Here is a 15,252-nt window from a genome sequence, read left to right as displayed (position 1 = left end):
TTTGTGGTTAAATTAAAATGAGTTTGAACATCTTTTAGATTAAATCTTTGTTTTAAAAAGTTCTCGCAGATTTTGCAAACTACGCAAATGTTTGAATTCCATTTTTTGTATTGATTTGTGAATAAAATTTGTGGAATTTGTATTTAAATTTTTAAATCTCAGAATCCAGTAATTTAGAATGAGATATTTCGTTTTAAACTCATGAAATTCGTATTCAATTCTTAAATTTGTCCTATGAATTATTTAGAGGCTTTAAGCAGACGATATTCTGTAAAAAAATTTAATAACGAAATTATTCCTCAGGAAACATTGCAAAATATTCTTGAATCGGGAAAATTGTCGGCAAGCTCTCTAGGTCTTCAACCTTACGAAATCATTGTAGTAGGAAGTGAGGAAATGAAGCAAAAATTAATTCCGGCTTTTTATAATCCGTCTCAGATTTCTACATGTTCTCATTTAATTGTCATTAATTCAAAAAAAGTGGTGGATGACAATTATATCAACGGATATTTCCGACACATCTCCAAAGTAAGAGAAACACCTCTGGAAAAACTGGATCTATTTAAAAACAGCATCAACCAACATATTAATCAAAAAACTCAAGATGAAATTTTCAATTGGGCAGAAAAACAGTCTTACATCGTTTTGGCCAATCTTATGTACGCCGCTGCGATAGAAAATGTAGACACCTGTCCTATGGAAGGCTTCCGCCAAGAGCTTATCGAAGAAATTTTAGAGATAAATCCGGCAACCGAAAAAGTAACAGTTACCCTTGCATTGGGCTACCGTTCGGAGGAAGATCATTTCCAACACATGAAAAAAGTAAGAAAACCAAACGAAAAATTGTTTAAATTTATTTAATTATTTAGACGATTGTCTTAAACTAAGGATATGATAAAAGCGGATGTACTAGTAATCGGTTCCGGAATTTCGGGACTTTCCTATGCCATAAAAGTTTCTGAGCAGCTTCCTGATGCCAAAATAATCATCGTAACAAAGTCCGACGAAGATGAAAGCAATACCAAATATGCACAAGGCGGTCTTGCGGTAGTTACAGATTCTAAAAACGATAATTTCGACAAGCATATTGAAGACACAATGCGCGCCGGAGACGGTGAAAACAAACGCGATGTTGTGGAAATGGTGGTAAAAGAAGCACCGACAAGATTCAAAGAAATTGTAGAATGGGGCGCAAATTTTGACATGAAAAATGGAGAATTTGCTTTAGGAAGAGAAGGCGGTCACACCGAAAACAGAATTGTACACCACAAAGATATTACAGGTTTCGAAATCGAAAGAGCTTTACTGGAAACAGCTAATAACAGTCCGAACATCGAAATTCTCGATCATCATTACGTAATCGATATCATTACTCAACACCACGTTCCCGGAAAGGAATTGAACGAAGGCGATATCCACTGTTACGGTGCTTATATTTTGGATGAAAAGTCTAAACAAATCAAAAAAATTACTTCAAAAATAACATTGGTTGCTACAGGAGGAGCAGGTCACGTTTACAAAAATACGACCAATCCTACGATCGCGACAGGTGACGGAATCGCTTTTGTGGCAAGAGCAAAAGGTAAGGTTTCAAATATGCAGTATTACCAATTTCATCCAACCGCTTTATACAGTAAAATGGATGGAATGTTGTTTTTAATTTCCGAAGCTGTTCGTGGCGACGGTGCAAAATTAAGAACAAAAAGAGGTGAAAAATTCATGCAGAAATATGATGAGCGTGAAGAATTAGCTTCCAGAGATATCGTTGCAAGAGCCATCGATGCCGAAATGAAAATCATAGGAGACGAATTTGTAGGTTTAGACTGCAAAGAAATGAATCACGAAAAATTTCTGGAACATTTTCCGAATATTTATAAAAAATGTAAAGATGAAGGGATCGATCCTTTTAAACAACTGATACCGGTTGTTCCAGCTTGTCATTACCTAATGGGTGGAATTGAAGTTGACAGAGACGGACAGTCTTCCATCAGAAATCTTTTTGCAGTCGGAGAATGTACCAACTCGGGACTCCATGGCGCAAACCGATTGGCTTCCAACTCGTTATTAGAAGGTTTGGTTTTCGGGCACAATGCAGCAATGAAAACAGTTGATCTTTTAAATGAAAATAATTTCAACTTTGATGATTTAAAAGCTGTTCCGGAATGGAACGAAGAAGGCATGAAAATCATGGACGAAATGGTGATTGTATCTTATTTAAGAAAACAATTACAGGAAATGATGAGCGATTTGGTCGGAATTGTAAGGAGCAATCGCCGTTTGAGTATGGCTTTGCAAAAACATCAGGAAATTGCTGCTGCCGTGAATGAAATTTACCACTACTCTATTCTTTCGCCGCAATTATCGGAACTGAGAAATTTAACAACCGTCGCTCACCTCATCATTATTCAATCTATGGAAATGACGGAGAATAAGGGAGCGTTTTATAATAAAGATTTAGCTTAGGCATAAGTTATACTTTTCTGAATATGCTAAACAAAAACAATGAACAATATATTGGCTGGATTTTAGATTTAAAACAAAAAATTCAGCAAAGCCAGCTCAAAGCAACCATTCAGGTGAATTCTGCTTTGATAGAAATGTATTGGGATTTGGGAAAAGAAATCTCCGAAAGGAATTTTGAAAACACTTATGGCTCCGGCTTTTTTTTACAATTAAGTAAAGATTTACGTACAGAATTTCCTGAAATAAAAGGCTTTTCTGAAAGTAATTTGAAATATTGTAAAAGATTCTATCTATTTTATAATCAAAGTGATAAAAATCGTCAACAAGTTGTTGACGATTTGAAACATCATCTTATTCTCATTCCTTGGGGACATCATATTGCTCTATTAGCAAAATGTAAAACTCCGGAAGAAGCTCATTTTTATATCGAAAAGACAATAGAAAATGGGTGGAGTCGTGCTATTCTACTTAACATGATTTCCGGAAAATTATTTGAAAGCCAAGGGAAAACAATTAATAATTTTTCAAAAACACTTCCTGATTACGACAGTGAACTGGTACGTGAAACATTTAAAGATCCTTATATTTTCGATTTCATAAACATTACAGAAAATCATAGAGAGAGAGAACTGGAAAATGCTTTGACTGAAAATATTTCAAAATTCTTAATAGAATTGGGAAGCGGATTCGCTTTTGTTGGAAAACAAGTTGAAATTTCTGTCGGCAATCAGTCTTTCTTTATAGATCTGCTTTTTTACCATATTAAATTAAAAAGGTATATTGTAATAGAATTGAAAACAGGACATTTTGAACCAGAGTTTGCCGGCAAATTAAATTTTTATGTAACCGCTGTCGACAAAAAACTAAGAGATGAAAATGACAACGCAACTGTAGGAATGATTATTTGCAAAGACAAAAACGAAATTATTGCAGAATACTCCCTAACAGATCTTCATAAACCATTAGGAATTTCGTCCTACGAACTCAAAAAAATATTACCCGAAAATTTCAAATCTCATCTTCCGTCAATTGAAGACGTGGAAAATGAATTAAAAAAGTTAGACTCATGAAAAGACCTACATACGTTACAGATAAAGTTTTAAAACAGTTCATCAAAAATGCTTTAGAAGAAGACATTCAAGATGGAGATCACTCTACCCTTTCTACGATTCCGAAAGATTTGGAACAGAGTGCAAAATTGTTGGTAAAACAAGATTGTATTCTCGCTGGAGTAGAATTGGCTGAAATTATTTTTAAAACTTTCGACAAAAACTTAAAAGTTGAAACTTTCGTAAAAGACGGAGATGCTGTAAAAGTTGGAGACATTGCTTTTATCGTAACAGGAAGCGCAAGATCGATCCTTTCCACAGAAAGGCTTGTACTGAACTGTATGCAGAGAATGAGTGGAATTGCTACATTAACTCATGATTGGGATTCCAGACTGGTTGGTACAAAAACGAAACTTTTAGATACTAGAAAAACAACTCCCAATTTCCGGGTTTGTGAAAAATGGGCAGTGGCGATTGGCGGCGGAACCAATCACAGATACGGTCTTTATGATATGATTATGCTAAAAGATAATCACATTGATTACAATGGAAGCATCACGAATGCTGTAAAAATGGCTAAAGATTATATTAAAAAGAATAAAAAGAAGCTAAAAATTGAAGTTGAAACCAGAAATCTTGAGGAAGTTCAGGAAGCAATCAATGCAAAAGTAGACAGAATTATGCTTGATAATATGGATGTTAACACCATGAAGCAGGCTGTAAAGCTTATCAACGGTACCTGCGAGAGTGAAGCATCGGGAGGAATTACCCGTGAACAGCTGAAGGAGCTCGCTTCAACTGGCGTTACCTATATTTCTGCAGGCGCATTAACACATTCTGCAGAGAATATGGATTTGAGTCTCAAAGCCGTGAAATAGCGTTGAATTTTTAATAAAAACTATCCTATTTTGTTAAAAATTCAATAATATGATTTTTTTCATACGAAATGCCAATTATTATTCAATACATTGTAAATCAAACAATTAAACCTTATTAAGATCCATTAAAAATTAACATATAGTTAATATTAGTTAAATTTTATTTCCCGAATTTTGCAGAAAATTTAAATCTAACTATTACTAACGATTATGAAATTAATCAACAAATCGATGCTAACTGCGATAATTACGTTATCTACAGCTAGTATTTATTACGCTCAACAGACTCAAGACACTGTGAAAGACACAAGGTCTAAGGATATTGAAGAGGTAATCCTAAGAGGTGTTACTGATATCGCTAAAGATAGAAAGACACCAGTTGCAGTATCTACTATTAAAGCTGCACAGATTCTTGAAAGACAAGGAAACCAAGAGCTTGTTGAATTATTAAACACGACACCGTCTGTATATGCTACAAAAGGTGGAGGTGGTTTTGGAGACTCTCAGATCACAATGCGTGGATTTGAATCCAGAAACATTGCGGTAATGGTAAACGGTATGCCTGTAAATGACATGGAAGGTGGTACTGTTTATTTCTCAAACTGGACTGGTTTGGCTGACGTTACCAGTACAATGCAGGTACAAAGAGGTTTAGGTTCTTCTAAATTAGCAATTGCTTCTGTTGGAGGTACAATGAACTTCTTAACGAAATCAGCAGATATGAAAAAAGGAGGGATTATTAGATTAGGAATTGGTAACAATGACTATTTCAAAACATCTTTCGCTTATAATACTGGTAAATCTGATAAAGGATGGTCTTCTTCATTCTTAATGAGCAGACAAGCAGGTAGCACATACATCGAAAATACAGATTATGAATCTTATGCTTATTATTTTGCATTGGGTTGGGAACCAAACAAAAAGCATAATTTCCAATTTACAATAACTTCTGCTCCTCAGTGGCACAACCAGAGAACATTTTCTCCTACAATTGCAAACTATATAAGATTTAATCCAGATCAAGATGGATCGCCTTACAGACAATACAATTCTGATTATGGTTATTATACAGATGCAAATGGAAATAAAGTAGCATTGGCTAACAGAGCAAATTATTACTCTAAACCAGTAATGATGTTTAACTGGGATTGGAATATTAATGATAAATCAAAGTTAAGTACAGTAGCATACATGTCTAATGGTAGAGGTGGTGGAACTGGTGATTTAGGTAGAGTTGGCGGAAAGGGAATCACTGATGCATCTTTCCTTGATGCTTCTGGTCACTTCAATTATGATGCTATCTTTGCAGCAAATAAAGCTGTTAATGTGAATACAGCTGCTGCAGGAAGTACTTTGATCCGTAGATCTAGTATTAACTCTCACAACTGGTATGGTATTTTAGCAAACTTCCAACATAAAATCAATGATAACTGGAACTTCTCAGTAGGTACAGATGACAGATATTATTACGGATACCATTATCAAGTTGTTTCAGATCTATATGGAGCTTCTGGGTATAAGGATAGCAATAATAAAAATGTTGCTCCAAATATTGTAAGTAACTCATACGATTATCAAAAACTTACTTGGAATCCTTTCGGAGGAAAAACAGCCCCAATTCAAGATCAAATTGGATATAGCAACGATGGAGAAGTTATTTGGTATAGCGGATTCGGCCAGGTAGAATATTCTAAAAATAACTTATCTGCATTCGTACAAGGATCGGTTTCTAACCAAGGGTATCAAAGAATTGACAATTTCATCCAGGATGGTGTAACTAAACAACAAGGTCAAACTGTTAACACAAAAACAGGATTTAAAAACCTTTTTGGATATAACATTAAAGGGGGGCTAACTACAACATCAACGAAAATCATAACGTTTTCGCAAATGTTGGATACTATAGCAAACAGCCGTTCTTCAATTCAGTTTATCCAAGCAACTTCCAGGTAGTAAATCCAACACTTACTAATGAGAAAATATTCTCTGCAGAGATTGGTTATGGATTCAGATCTTCTAAACTTACTGCTAATGTTAACCTTTATAGAACTTCATGGGGTGATAGATGGTTGAGAAGAACAAACCAAACTTTTACTCTACCTGATAACTCAACTACTACAGGGTATGCAGAAATCAGTGGTATTACTGAGATCCACCAAGGGGTTGAAGTAGATGCAGTTTACAGACCTCTTAATTTCTTGGAAATTCAAGGTATGTTCTCGTGGGGAGATTACTATTACAAGGGTAATGCTACAGGAGCAGCATTTGATGACAATAACAATCCGCTTACTTTAGCTGGAACATCTACTTCTACAACTCTTTACTTAGATAAAGTAAAAGTTGGAGGAACAAGCAATAACAGTATTCCACAAATGACAGCATCATTAGGAGCAACTGTAAAACCAGTAAAAGATCTTAGCATTTTCAGTACTTGGAGATATGTAGGTAAACTTTACTCTTCAATTGATATTGCTACTTTCTCTAACGCTGCGGCTCAGGAAAAAGGAGTAATGAAGTTACCAGATTTTAATCTATTTGATGTTGGAGCGTCTTATAAAATCAGACTAAGAGATCAAAATCAGTATTTTACTATTGGTGTTAACGTTTATAACTTGTTTGATACTACGTATATCTCTGATGCATCAACAAATATTTTTGGAAGTGATTCACCCTCAAAATTAGCTGATGGAACAAATAATACTGCTAAAAAAACTTATCAAGATCTAGGATACATGTACAAAGGCATCGCAACTGATAACCGTGTACTTTTCGGATTCGGAAGAACTTGGGCAGCCAATCTATCATTCAACTTCTAATAATCTAAAAAACATTAGATTTTATAAATATCAATCCCGGCTTTTCGCCGGGATTTTTGCTATATTTGTGTCAGAAAAAACAGAAAAAATTAAATATGGATTTTTACAACATTTTACTTAATGCCCACAAAGGATTCGGATATCTTGAAATTCTTTTGGTGACATTATTTGTGATCGCACTTTTGGCTACCATGTTCGGTTTCAGTGGAAAATTGAACAATTTTTTAAAGAAGACCACTCTTTTCACGATGATCTTCTTTCACGTTCAGTTTCTATTGGGAATCATCATGTTGGTAATTAATTTTATAAAAGGATTAAACATGGGTGAAGTAATGAAAAATGCTGATTTGAGATTCCAATATGTAGAACATCCGTTTTCAATGTTGATCGCTGCTGTTTTAATGACGATCGTAAACAAAAAAGTAAAAGTAAATCCTACCATTTCTTTAGGAATTGTGATTATGGGATTAATCGCAGTAGGCTTATTCGCATTCGCGTTCCCTTGGGCAAGAGTCTTCGGGGCATAAATATATTAACATAAATAATTTTTAATTAAATCAATGAAAGTAGCTGTAGTAGGTTCAACAGGAATGGTTGGACAAGTTATGCTTAAAGTTCTGGAAGAAAGGAACTTCCCTATCACCGAATTAATTCCGGTAGCATCGGAAAGATCTATTGGTAAGAAGGTGAAGTATAAACAGGAAGAATTTACGATTGTAAGCATGAAAGACGCTATAGCTGCCAAACCGGATATTGCAATTTTCTCAGCTGGTGGTGGCACTTCTCTTGAATTCGCACCTCTTTTTGCTGAAGTTGGAACAACCGTGATCGATAATTCTTCTGCATGGAGAATGGATCCTGATAAGAAATTGGTCGTTCCAGAAATCAATGCTGATGTTTTAACGAAAGAAGATAAAATTATCGCAAATCCGAACTGTTCTACTATTCAGTTAGTAATGGTTTTAGGACCTTTGAACAAAAAATATGATTTAAAAAGAGTAATCGTTTCAACATACCAGTCTGTAACAGGAACAGGTAAAGCAGCCGTTGACCAATTAAATGGAGAAATCGGTGGAGACGATTCTATTGCTAAAGTTTATCCTTATCAGATCTTCAAAAATGCATTGCCGCATTGCGACGTTTTTGCAGATGACGATTATACTAAAGAAGAAATTAAATTAATGAAAGAACCTAAGAAAATTTTAGGTGATGATACATTTAATTTAACAGCAACTGCAGTGAGAGTTCCTGTACAGGGAGGTCACTCTGAAAGTGTAAATATCGAGTTTGAAAACGAATTCGATCTTGATGAAGTAAGAAAAATCTTATCCGAAACTCCTGGTGTTGTGGTAATGGACAACGTGAAAAACAACGAATATCCAATGCCGCTTTATTCCGAAGGAAAAGACGAAGTTTTCGTCGGAAGGATAAGACGAGACCTTTCACAACCCAAGACGCTGAATCTTTGGATTGTGGCGGATAACCTGCGAAAAGGAGCTGCAACCAACGCAGTACAAATCGCAGAATACATTGTAGCAAATAACTTAGTTTAAACTAACAAAATAAAAAAGAGTCTCAAAATTGAGATTCTTTTTTTTATCAAACCTATGAACACACAAAAGAATAAGAATAAAGATAAGCTAGCCTTTCAAAAACTTATTGCAGCTTTTGGAGTTATCCTTTTTATAGGAAAAATTATCGCTTGGAAACTCACCAATTCCGATGCTGTTTTTTCTGATGCTATGGAAAGTATCGTGAATGTAATTAGTGCATTTATGGGACTTTATTCTCTCCATCTTGCCGCAAAACCGAAAGATGAAGACCATCCTTATGGTCATGGAAAGGTTGAGTTTGTAACCGCAGGAATTGAAGGCGCCCTGATTGCAATTGCGGGAGTGATGATCATTTATGAAGGTGTTCATAGTATATTGGTCGGAAAAGTTTTAGCTAAATTAGATTTAGGAATCTGGATTATTGCCGGAACAGCAGTCATCAATTATTTGTTGGGGTATATTTCCATTAAAAAAGGGGAAGCTGAGAATTCTTTGGTTTTAATTTCTTCTGGAAAACATTTGCAGTCTGATACAATTACGACTTTGGGTGTTGTCATCAGTTTAGTTGTTGTTTATTTTACTAAAATTTATTGGATTGATTCCGTTGTCGCATTGATTTTCGGAGGATACATCATCTTTGTCGGATACAAGATTGTACGTAAATCTTTGAGCGGAATTATGGATGAACAAGATCCTGATCTTTTAAAGCAAATCATCAAAGTTTTAGAGGATAACCGAAGAATCGAATGGATCGACGTTCATAACATGAAAATTCAACAATTTGGAGCCAATCTTCACATTGATGCACACATTACCCTTCCGTGGTACTACAGCCTTCGCGACGCGCATAATGAAATGGAAAAAATGATTATTCTTTTAGCTAAAAATACCAAAAGAAGTGTGGAATTTAATTTTCACATGGATGATTGTAAGCCTATCTCCTGCCCTGTTTGTCAGATTGCAGATTGTCCCGTTCGTGAAAAAGATTTTGTAAAAAGAGTAAAATGGACACCAGAAAATGTGACTTGTGTGGATAAACACACGGTTGAATAATTTTTGAATTAAATTTAAATATTTATGTTTTGGCTAAAGCCAAATTGATTGGCATAATCTTGCTAAATGAGCTTCCTTCGACCGTTCCCTTGATAGAAAAATTAGTGTTATCGGTAAAAAATTAGTGAAATTAGTGTTTAGTTTTATTCAACATTTGTTTCCTATAATAAAACATCGGAATAATCAACAACAAAATCAAAGGCTGGATTACAAAACGTCGCATATAAAAAGAAAAAAGATAACCCATTTCAAATTTATCGTAAATACAATACAGATAAATCGGGAAAGTGATAGCAAAAATTATCATAATTAAAATTGCACCCTGAATTGTCCATTCCTTATTTTTAAACCAAAAATAAATGATTAAACAAGAGAAAAATAAATTTAAAATAAATCTAAAAACGTGACTTATAACTAATTTTCCCCATTCAAAAGAAGGAATAGTTAGGTTTTTATTTGCTTCATGAAAATAATTCAGGAAAGGATCATAGAAAATTTTGTCTTCAAGTATTCTTACACCAATCAGACCAAAAACTCCGACAATCACCAGAAACCAACTAAGAATTTTCATGTTTTAAAGCAAAAAATTTAATCCAAATCAGCCAAAGAACCACAACAGTTCCATAAATCACGGCAGGAAAAATAAAATCGTGAGAGATCTTTCCGTATTGTTTGTGATCGGTCATTACGATATTTAATCCCACAATTCTCAGCAGATTCATAACATAAAGCAATACCAGCCCCACCAATACAAAAAGAAATGTTTTCTTGCCCTTATAAAAAGCAAAAACAAACGCCACAAAAAGGATCATCACAGAAATTGCATTACAACCTTCCACCATTCTTGTTGCATAACCTGTTTTTACGTAAAACCAAACTTGTTGATCTTTTACATCATTATATAGCTGCGTAGGATAACCGATAGAGTTTTGAATATGACGTACCTGTTCGGCAATCATTCGGGAAAAAGGATCGAGACCTTCTTTCTCAAAACTATTCAGGAAAAACTGGTAGCCAAAGAGCAACACCAGATAAATGATGATGAAACGTAATAAAATGCTTAAAACTGGTTTAAAATCCTTTAGCATAATGCAAATATAGAAATTAGCGCGTAAATTACTATATTTGTTTCATCTATGAATTCTGAAAAAGCACAACGGTTTCTGGAAAATTATACCGGTAAAAAAACTTCTGAGTTTATTACTTTAGCTCAAAGCGGTTCCGCTAGAGTAAATTTTTTGGCTAAAACCGAAAATGAAAAGTATATTATTACCTACAACGAAAATGTTCAGGAGAACGAAAGTTTTTTATATTATTCCGATATTTTCTCTAATTTAAACCTCAACTCCCCTGCTATTTTTGCTATTTCCGATGACAGGAAAATGTACATTCAGGAGTTTTTGGGAGAGAATACCCTTTCGGAAATTATTGCAAAAGAAGGTTTATCGTACAATGTAAAATCTTTGGTAAAACAAACTTTGGAAAAATTGTATTTGTTACAAATTTCAACACAAGACAAAATCGATTTCACCAAAACTTTTGAATATGAAAGTTATGATGAGCTTCCGGTGACGCACGATTTATACTACTTTAAAAATTTCGTAGCGGATGTTTTGGAACTGGAATATCATAAGTCTACCCTTCTAAAAGAATTCAAACAAATCGTAAACCTCATCGAGAATCTCGAACCCAAAGGTTTAATGATCCGCGATTTTCAGGCTAGAAATATCATGGTGAACGGAAAAAATGAAGTTTCATTTATCGATTATCAATCGGCTATGCAAGGTCCTTTGATGTATGATGTCATTTCGTTTCTATTTCAGGCCAAAGCCAATTTCCCTGAAGATTTTAAAAATGAAATGCTTGATTTTTATATTAATCAATTTGAAAATGAAGAAATTCAACTTCAACTAAAAAAATCGGTGAAACCAATTCAACTGATGAGATTTTTACAGGTTTTGGGTGCTTACGGCTTCAGAGGATTAATTCAGAGGAAACAACATTTCATTGCAAGCATAGAAAAAGGAATTGAAAATATGACAGCCTTTGCGCAAACTTGGGAAAATATGAAAGATTATCCCGAACTGGAAAAAGTGATTTTGCAATTGAGCTTGGAGAAAACGAAGTTGAAAATTGAGGAGATTTTGAATAATTAAAACTAAAGTCTTCGATAAGCTTAGACTGACAGTGATTGAATTACACTTTATTTTGTTTACTTAATCAAGAAAAAGTCTAGCTTAGATTCCTACGGAATGACAAAAGTGGCTGATAAAAGCACAAAAAAATTAATGCAAATAGACCTGAAATGGTTTAAAAAATAAATTTAAATAAAATAAGAAAATGCTACACATCGACATACACAGTTTTTCGTATAAGAAAGGAGGAATTCCGAAAGATGAAACAGGAAACGGAGGTGGTTTTACCTTCGACTGCCGCGGAATTTTGAATCCGGGAAGAATTGAAGAATATAAAATCCAGACAGGAAATGACATCGGCGTTCAGGAATATCTTGAAACAAAAACTGAAATGCCTAAGTTTTTAGAATTAATCAAAAGCTTAGTTTCGATCAATATAGACAATTATCTGGACCGTGGCTTTGAAAATCTACAAATTAATTTCGGATGTACAGGAGGACAGCACAGATCGGTGTATTCTGCAATTAAAATCGCACAATTTATTGAAGAAAAATATGGTGAAAAAGTTGAAATAAGCCTTCACCATGATGAACAACACCAACTTAATCATAAGTAATGAGTACTGTGCAATAGGTAATATTTTTAACGTCGTTATTGATATTACTTATATTTATACATCACTATTATTACTCATTACCAATTACTCATTACCCATAAAATATGAAGGCTTTAATTTTCGCAGCAGGAAAAGGGACTCGTCTGAAACCTTTTACAGATCATCATCCAAAAGCACTGGTCAAAGTGAATGACGTTCCGCTTTTGGAGAGAAATATCACTTATCTTAAAAGTTTTGGGATACAGGATTTTGTTATTAATGTTCATCATTTTGGAAATCAGATTGTTGATTTTTTAAAGCAAAATGACAATTTCGGATGTAAAATAGAAATCTCCGACGAGTCCGAGGAATTGCTGGAAACCGGAGGCGGCTTGATTTTTGCTAGAAAATTCCTTGATCATGGAGAAGATTTCCTGATTATGAATGCGGATATTCTTACAAACATCAATATCACAGAGTTTGTGGAATACCACAAAAAGATAAAAGATTTTGCTACATTAGCCGTTTCGGACAGAGAAAGCTCGAGAAAACTGCTCTTCAACGATGATATGGTTTTGAGAGGTTGGCTAAATGTACAGACAGGTGAACAAAGACTCGCAGAATTCAACAAAGGATTCAAAGCTTTAGCTTTTAGCGGGGTTCATTGTATTAATCCTGTTATCTTTGAAAAAATTAAAAGAACGGGCAAATTTTCCGTTATGGAAGAGTATCTGGATCTGATGCAGACCGAGCATATTCACGGTTTTTTACACGACAGCATACTGATTGATGTCGGAAGACCGGAATCTGTAATAGAAGCCGAGAAACATTTTAAATAATTTTTACAAATGGGAATTGAAGGAACGAGGGATGAAAGTTTGGTGAATCCTGAACTTGATATTAACGAAACAAAATTACAAAACAGCCTGAGACAAAAAACTTGGGACGAAACCATTACCAAAGACAGCTGGATGGTTTTCAAAGTGATGGCGGAATTTGTGGATGGATATGAAAAACTGGCTAAAATCGGTCCTTGTGTTTCAATTTTTGGTTCTGCGAGGCTGAAGCCTCAGAGCAAATATTATAAAATGGCAGTGGAAATTGCTGAAAAAATCACCAAGTTAGGCTTTGGAATTATTACCGGAGGAGGTCCAGGAATTATGGAAGCCGGAAATAAAGGGGCTTTCAATGCTCAGGGAAAATCTATAGGTTTAAATATCGATCTGCCTTTTGAACAGCATTTTAATCCTTACATCAACAAATCATATTCCATGAATTTCGATTATTTCTTCGTAAGAAAGGTGATGTTTGTGAAATATTCTCAAGGATTTATCGTAATGCCAGGCGGATTTGGTACATTGGATGAACTGACTGAAGCAATGACTTTAATTCAAACAAATAAAATCGGAAGATTCCCAATTGTTTTGGTTGGTTCTGAATTCTGGAGCGGATTATTGGATTGGTTTAAAGAAACTTTGCTTAAAGAAAAGATGATTCATGAGGATGATCTTGATCTTTATCGTGTGGTAGACACGGCTGACGAAGCGGTAGCGCATATTAAGGCATTTTACGATAAGTATTCTGTAAATGTGAATTTTTAATTGGCATATTATTTGTCATTAATACCAAACAATCATGATTGTAAATCTATTATCTAAGATGAAAAATTTTTTATATATTTCAGGAATTTTAACATTTTTTGTGTTAATGAGTTTCACGTATGTAGACTTTTTCTCTTCAATGACAAAAGTGGATTATATTGATGGAAGCAAGACATTGAAATTCACCACAAAAATGAATACGAATCATATTTCGGATGCCATAAAGATAAATCCTAACACAGCAGGATTTGAAGCAGAGGTAAAAAAATATGTAAATAATAATTTTGATGTGTACGTCAATGGCTCTCCTAAGACAATAACATTCACAGGAAGTCAGGTAAGCGGAGAAACTGTATGGGTATATTTTGAGACCGGAGGCGTTTCGGATATCAATACCTTAAAGATTAAAAACACGATACTTTTAAGCGCTTTTCCGAAGCAGGTTAACATCGTTACAGTTGCTTATAAAGGAAGTCAAAAAGTAATGAACTTCCAACGAGGAAAAGAGGTGAATGAAGTTTCTTTTTAATTAGAAGGAATTTAATTTAATAATATTAGCCATCGCGATTGCGGTGGTTTTTTTGTTTAAATTTTATATAAAGATTTTATGGAACGAAAAAACGTTTACCTATAGCAATAATAGTTTGCTGTGTACTTTATCTTATCTATTTGTATAGGTATACTGCCATAAGTCTTCCAACCGCAATAATACTTAAAAATTCAAATTATACAGTAGCAGAGGCAACTTCAGGTTATTACAATAAAAAAGCTTTTAGAAAAGGCAATGATTTTAGGTTCAATTATGGAAAAGGAATAATCCGAAATGCACATCAGGACGGAGAATTTGTTGAAGGAAGAAAATATCTTGTTGTATACGATTCTATTAATATCCGAAACGGATTTTTAATTTTAGATAAATTCGATATTACAGATTCTCTTACAAAATATCATATTTATCCTGATTATACGATCTATGATGTTGGATGGTCGCTGCCTCACATTCCTTTTAAATACGATAAAAGTGATATCGAATATGAGGTAAGGATGAATTTAAGAAGTGAATAATTTAGAAAACAAAAAAGACTGCCTTTTTAGACAGTCTTTTTATT

The 15,252-nt window shown here is 34.2% G+C and carries 15 protein-coding genes and 1 pseudogene; 14 read left to right on the top strand and 2 right to left on the bottom strand.

The features are described from left to right. Positions 1–234: 234 nt before the first annotated feature. From ACKX2A_RS13040 to ACKX2A_RS13005, 8 genes and pseudogenes are all read left to right on the top strand, one after another. A complete protein-coding gene (locus tag ACKX2A_RS13040; protein WP_415325205.1) occupies positions 235–861 on the top strand; it encodes an NAD(P)H-dependent oxidoreductase in 627 nt (208 codons plus the stop codon). A gap of 30 nt (positions 862–891) precedes the next feature. After that, positions 892–2,463, top strand: coding sequence for an L-aspartate oxidase (nadB, locus tag ACKX2A_RS13035; RefSeq protein WP_415325204.1), 1,572 nt, complete (start codon positions 892–894; stop codon positions 2,461–2,463). A 23-nt stretch (positions 2,464–2,486) separates the two neighbouring features. Next, positions 2,487–3,533: a PDDEXK nuclease domain-containing protein gene (locus ACKX2A_RS13030; RefSeq protein ID WP_415325203.1), complete on the top strand. Its 1,047-nt coding sequence runs from the start codon at positions 2,487–2,489 to the stop codon at positions 3,531–3,533. Continuing rightward, a complete protein-coding gene (gene nadC, locus ACKX2A_RS13025; RefSeq protein ID WP_415325202.1) occupies positions 3,530–4,390 on the top strand; it encodes a carboxylating nicotinate-nucleotide diphosphorylase in 861 nt (286 codons plus the stop codon). Before ACKX2A_RS13030 ends, nadC begins: the two co-directional genes overlap by 4 nt. A gap of 210 nt (positions 4,391–4,600) precedes the next feature. Next, a pseudogene (locus ACKX2A_RS13020) lies at positions 4,601–7,206 on the top strand (TonB-dependent receptor). A 95-nt stretch (positions 7,207–7,301) separates the two neighbouring features. Then, positions 7,302–7,733, top strand: a complete 432-nt coding sequence (locus tag ACKX2A_RS13015; RefSeq protein WP_415325201.1) for a hypothetical protein — start codon at positions 7,302–7,304, stop codon at positions 7,731–7,733. A 33-nt stretch (positions 7,734–7,766) separates the two neighbouring features. Next, entirely contained in the window at positions 7,767–8,759 is a 993-nt protein-coding gene (locus tag ACKX2A_RS13010; RefSeq protein ID WP_415325200.1) for an aspartate-semialdehyde dehydrogenase, read from the top strand. Positions 8,760–8,813: 54 nt separating this feature from the next. Continuing rightward, the gene (locus ACKX2A_RS13005) at positions 8,814–9,812 is read left to right on the top strand and encodes a cation diffusion facilitator family transporter (protein ID WP_415325199.1); all 999 of its coding nucleotides are present in this window, start codon (positions 8,814–8,816) and stop codon (positions 9,810–9,812) included. A gap of 130 nt (positions 9,813–9,942) precedes the next feature. Here the strand turns inward: ACKX2A_RS13005 and ACKX2A_RS13000 are convergent, their stop codons facing one another. Both ACKX2A_RS13000 and xrtF read right to left on the bottom strand, forming a co-directional pair. Then, positions 9,943–10,383, bottom strand: a complete 441-nt coding sequence (locus ACKX2A_RS13000) for an exosortase F system-associated membrane protein (RefSeq protein ID WP_415325198.1) — start codon at positions 10,381–10,383, stop codon at positions 9,943–9,945. Continuing rightward, complete coding sequence (xrtF, locus tag ACKX2A_RS12995) at positions 10,370–10,900, bottom strand: exosortase family protein XrtF (RefSeq protein WP_415325197.1); 531 nt, start codon at positions 10,898–10,900, stop codon at positions 10,370–10,372. The genes ACKX2A_RS13000 and xrtF overlap by 14 nt, the downstream gene beginning before the upstream one ends. Before the next feature lie 48 nt (positions 10,901–10,948). Between xrtF and ACKX2A_RS12990 the strand changes: the two genes are divergently transcribed. The 6 genes from ACKX2A_RS12990 to ACKX2A_RS12965 all read left to right on the top strand — a co-directional run bounded on the left by ACKX2A_RS12990 (position 10,949) and on the right by ACKX2A_RS12965 (position 15,208). Continuing rightward, on the top strand, positions 10,949–11,968 hold the full coding sequence (locus ACKX2A_RS12990) for an aminoglycoside phosphotransferase family protein (protein ID WP_415325196.1): 1,020 nt from the start codon (positions 10,949–10,951) through the stop codon (positions 11,966–11,968). A 184-nt stretch (positions 11,969–12,152) separates the two neighbouring features. Beyond that, positions 12,153–12,563: an ATP-binding protein gene (locus ACKX2A_RS12985; protein ID WP_415325195.1), complete on the top strand. Its 411-nt coding sequence runs from the start codon at positions 12,153–12,155 to the stop codon at positions 12,561–12,563. Positions 12,564–12,667: 104 nt separating this feature from the next. Further along, positions 12,668–13,381: a nucleotidyltransferase family protein gene (locus ACKX2A_RS12980; protein WP_415325194.1), complete on the top strand. Its 714-nt coding sequence runs from the start codon at positions 12,668–12,670 to the stop codon at positions 13,379–13,381. Positions 13,382–13,390: 9 nt separating this feature from the next. Next, a complete protein-coding gene (locus ACKX2A_RS12975; RefSeq protein WP_415325193.1) occupies positions 13,391–14,143 on the top strand; it encodes a TIGR00730 family Rossman fold protein in 753 nt (250 codons plus the stop codon). A gap of 58 nt (positions 14,144–14,201) precedes the next feature. Next, entirely contained in the window at positions 14,202–14,672 is a 471-nt protein-coding gene (locus tag ACKX2A_RS12970; RefSeq protein ID WP_415325192.1) for a DUF6702 family protein, read from the top strand. A 140-nt stretch (positions 14,673–14,812) separates the two neighbouring features. After that, positions 14,813–15,208: a hypothetical protein gene (locus ACKX2A_RS12965; protein WP_415325191.1), complete on the top strand. Its 396-nt coding sequence runs from the start codon at positions 14,813–14,815 to the stop codon at positions 15,206–15,208. Positions 15,209–15,252 lie beyond the last annotated feature (44 nt).

This window comes from Chryseobacterium sp. MMS23-Vi53, assembly GCF_047651245.1.
Lineage (GTDB): Bacteria > Bacteroidota > Bacteroidia > Flavobacteriales > Weeksellaceae > Chryseobacterium.
This window is presented reverse-complemented; position numbering and strand designations above follow the sequence as displayed.

Excerpts from the sequence above, each read along its gene's own strand:
- ACKX2A_RS13030 (WP_415325203.1), top strand. The coding sequence starts at position 2,487 with ATGCTAAACAAAAACAATGAACAATATATTGGCTGGATTTTAGATTTA.
- ACKX2A_RS12985 (WP_415325195.1), top strand. The coding sequence starts at position 12,153 with ATGCTACACATCGACATACACAGTTTTTCGTATAAGAAAGGAGGAATT.
- ACKX2A_RS12975 (WP_415325193.1), top strand. The coding sequence starts at position 13,391 with ATGGGAATTGAAGGAACGAGGGATGAAAGTTTGGTGAATCCTGAACTT.
- xrtF (WP_415325197.1), bottom strand. The coding sequence starts at position 10,900 with ATGCTAAAGGATTTTAAACCAGTTTTAAGCATTTTATTACGTTTCATC.
- ACKX2A_RS13005 (WP_415325199.1), top strand. The coding sequence starts at position 8,814 with ATGAACACACAAAAGAATAAGAATAAAGATAAGCTAGCCTTTCAAAAA.
- nadC (WP_415325202.1), top strand. The coding sequence starts at position 3,530 with ATGAAAAGACCTACATACGTTACAGATAAAGTTTTAAAACAGTTCATC.
- ACKX2A_RS12980 (WP_415325194.1), top strand. The coding sequence starts at position 12,668 with ATGAAGGCTTTAATTTTCGCAGCAGGAAAAGGGACTCGTCTGAAACCT.
- ACKX2A_RS12990 (WP_415325196.1), top strand. The coding sequence starts at position 10,949 with ATGAATTCTGAAAAAGCACAACGGTTTCTGGAAAATTATACCGGTAAA.
- ACKX2A_RS12970 (WP_415325192.1), top strand. The coding sequence starts at position 14,202 with ATGAAAAATTTTTTATATATTTCAGGAATTTTAACATTTTTTGTGTTA.
- nadB (WP_415325204.1), top strand. The coding sequence starts at position 892 with ATGATAAAAGCGGATGTACTAGTAATCGGTTCCGGAATTTCGGGACTT.
- ACKX2A_RS13040 (WP_415325205.1), top strand. The coding sequence starts at position 235 with ATGAATTATTTAGAGGCTTTAAGCAGACGATATTCTGTAAAAAAATTT.
- ACKX2A_RS13015 (WP_415325201.1), top strand. The coding sequence starts at position 7,302 with ATGGATTTTTACAACATTTTACTTAATGCCCACAAAGGATTCGGATAT.
- ACKX2A_RS13000 (WP_415325198.1), bottom strand. The coding sequence starts at position 10,383 with ATGAAAATTCTTAGTTGGTTTCTGGTGATTGTCGGAGTTTTTGGTCTG.
- ACKX2A_RS13010 (WP_415325200.1), top strand. The coding sequence starts at position 7,767 with ATGAAAGTAGCTGTAGTAGGTTCAACAGGAATGGTTGGACAAGTTATG.